Origin of the sequence: Sphingomonas sp. 8AM, from assembly GCF_902506455.1 — a bacterium.
Lineage (GTDB): Bacteria > Pseudomonadota > Alphaproteobacteria > Sphingomonadales > Sphingomonadaceae > Sphingomonas.
In genome coordinates this window covers 1-2,500 of sequence record NZ_LR733844.1, presented here as the reverse complement: position 1 = coordinate 2,500, position 2,500 = coordinate 1, and the positions used below count along the sequence as shown (strand labels likewise).

General features: G+C 55.9%; 1 tRNA gene and 2 rRNA genes (1 of these 3 cut by a window edge). All 3 read left to right on the top strand.

Annotated features, from left to right (window positions below):
• Positions 1-2,132 (top strand): 23S ribosomal RNA (locus BACI71_RS00015); it begins 661 nt to the left of the window's first position.
• Between the two features lie 129 nt (positions 2,133-2,261).
• Positions 2,262-2,376 (top strand): 5S ribosomal RNA (gene rrf, locus BACI71_RS00010).
• Between the two features lie 46 nt (positions 2,377-2,422).
• Positions 2,423-2,499: transfer RNA gene (locus BACI71_RS00005), tRNA-Met, on the top strand.
• The last annotated feature ends 1 nt before the right edge of the window (position 2,500 follow it).

Sequence of the window (2,500 nt, the reverse complement as noted above, 5' to 3'; positions counted from 1 at the left end):
GAATAGGGCGAAATAGTTTGAAGTATTAGACCCGAAACCCGGCGATCTATGCATGACCAGGATGAAGGTGTGGTAACACACACTGGAGGTCCGAACCGATTAACGTTGAAAAGTTACCGGATGAGTTGTGCTTAGGGGTGAAAGGCCAATCAAGCCGGGAAATAGCTGGTTCTCCGCGAAAACTATTGAGGTAGTGCCTCGGATGGACACCCTAGGGGGTAGAGCACTGGATGGATGCGGGGGTCGCGAGATCTACCAACTCTAACCAAACTCCGAATACCTAGGAGTGATATCCGGGAGACAGACGGCGGGTGCTAAGGTCCGTCGTCAAAAGGGAAACAGCCCTGACCTACAGCTAAGGTCCCCAAGTCACGTCTAAGTGGGAAAGCATGTGGGAATCCCAAAACAACCAGGAGGTTGGCTTAGAAGCAGCCATCCTTTAAAGAAAGCGTAACAGCTCACTGGTCTAGCTAAGGGTTCCTGCGGCGAAGATGTAACGGGGCTCAAGACGTGCACCGAAGCTTAGGGTGTGTCCCAGACTTGATCTGAGGATACGCGGTAGCGGAGCGTTCCGTAAGCCTGCGAAGCGATCTGGTAATGGGTCGTGGAGGTATCGGAAGTGCGAATGCAGACATGAGTAGCGATAAAGAGGGTGAGATGCCCTCTCGCCGAAAGACCAAGGGTTCCTGCGCAAGGCTAATCCGCGCAGGGTGAGCCGGCCCCTAAGACGAGCCCGAAGGGGGTAGTCGATGGGAATGCGGTTAATATTCCGCAGCCTGGTGGTGTGTGACGGATGGTGTGTGTTGTCAGCTCTTAACGGATTGAGCTGGCTTCGAAACTGTCCCGGGAAATAGCCCCACCGTATAGACCGTACCCGAAACCGACACAGGTGGTCTGGTAGAGTATACCAAGGCGCTTGAGAGAAGTGTCCTGAAGGAACTCGGCAAATTGCCTCCGTACCTTCGGAAGAAGGAGGCCCCATGTAGGCGCAAGCTCTCATGGGGGGCACAGGCCAGGGGGTAGCGACTGTTTAGCAAAAACACAGGGCTCTGCTAAGTCGGCTTCAAGACGACGTATAGGGCCTGACGCCTGCCCGGTGCCTGAAGGTTAAGTGGAGGGGTGCAAGCTCTGAAATGAAGCCCAGGTAAACGGCGGCCGTAACTATAACGGTCCTAAGGTAGCGAAATTCCTTGTCGGGTAAGTTCCGACCTGCACGAATGGCGTAACGACTTCCCCACTGTCTCCAGGACATGCTCAGCGAAATTGAATTCTCCGTGAAGATGCGGAGTACCCGCGGTTAGACGGAAAGACCCCGTGCACCTTTACTGCAGCTTCAGAGTGGCAGTGGACAAGAACTGTGTAGCATAGGTGGGAGGCTTTGAAGCATCGGCGCCAGCCGGTGTGGAGCCACAGGTGAAATACCACCCTGTTGTTGTCTATTGTCTAACCTCGTACCGTGAAACCGGTACAGGGACCCTCTGTGGCGGGTAGTTTGACTGGGGCGGTCGCCTCCTAAAGAGTAACGGAGGCGCGCGAAGGTGGGCTCAGGCCGGTTGGAAACCGGCTGTTAGAGTGCAATGGCATAAGCCCGCCTGACTGCGAGACTGACAAGTCGAGCAGAGACGAAAGTCGGTCATAGTGATCCGGTGGTCCCTCGTGGAAGGGCCATCGCTCAACGGATAAAAGGTACGCCGGGGATAACAGGCTGATAACCCCCAAGAGCTCATATCGACGGGGTTGTTTGGCACCTCGATGTCGGCTCATCACATCCTGGGGCTGGAGCAGGTCCCAAGGGTTTGGCTGTTCGCCAATTAAAGTGGTACGTGAGCTGGGTTCAGAACGTCGCGAGACAGTTTGGTCCCTATCTGCCGTGGGCGTCGAAATTTGAGAGGAGTTGACCCTAGTACGAGAGGACCGGGTTGAACGTACCTCTGGTGTACCTGTCGTCGTGCCAACGGCGCAGCAGGGTAGCTATGTACGGACGGGATAACCGCTGAAAGCATCTAAGCGGGAAGCCTCCCTCGAGATAAGATTTCACAGGACGGTCGGAGACCACGACCTTGATAGATCGGATGTGGAAGCGCGGTAACGCGTGAAGCTAACCGATACTAATCGTCCTATTCGCGCTTGAGAGCACACACCCCCAACAACAGCGTTGGAACGGGTGATACACTCCCGGCCAGTAAACAAGTGCATCGATTTGAACCCGTCTCCCCCAGCCGGCACCGGCACACGGGGAGACACATGTGCAGGCTCCATTGCCTGGTGGCCATAGCGTCGGTGAACCACCCGATCCCATCCCGAACTCGGACGTGAAACCCCTCTGCGCCAATGGTACTATCGCTCAAGCGATGGAAGAGTAGGTCGCCGCCAGGCATTGCAGCCCGCACATCAGAACCCATTCACAACCCCAACACCTCGGCGCGGGGTGGAGCAGCCCGGTAGCTCGTCAGGCTCATAACCTGAAGGTCACAGGTTCAAATCCTGTCCCCGCAACCAA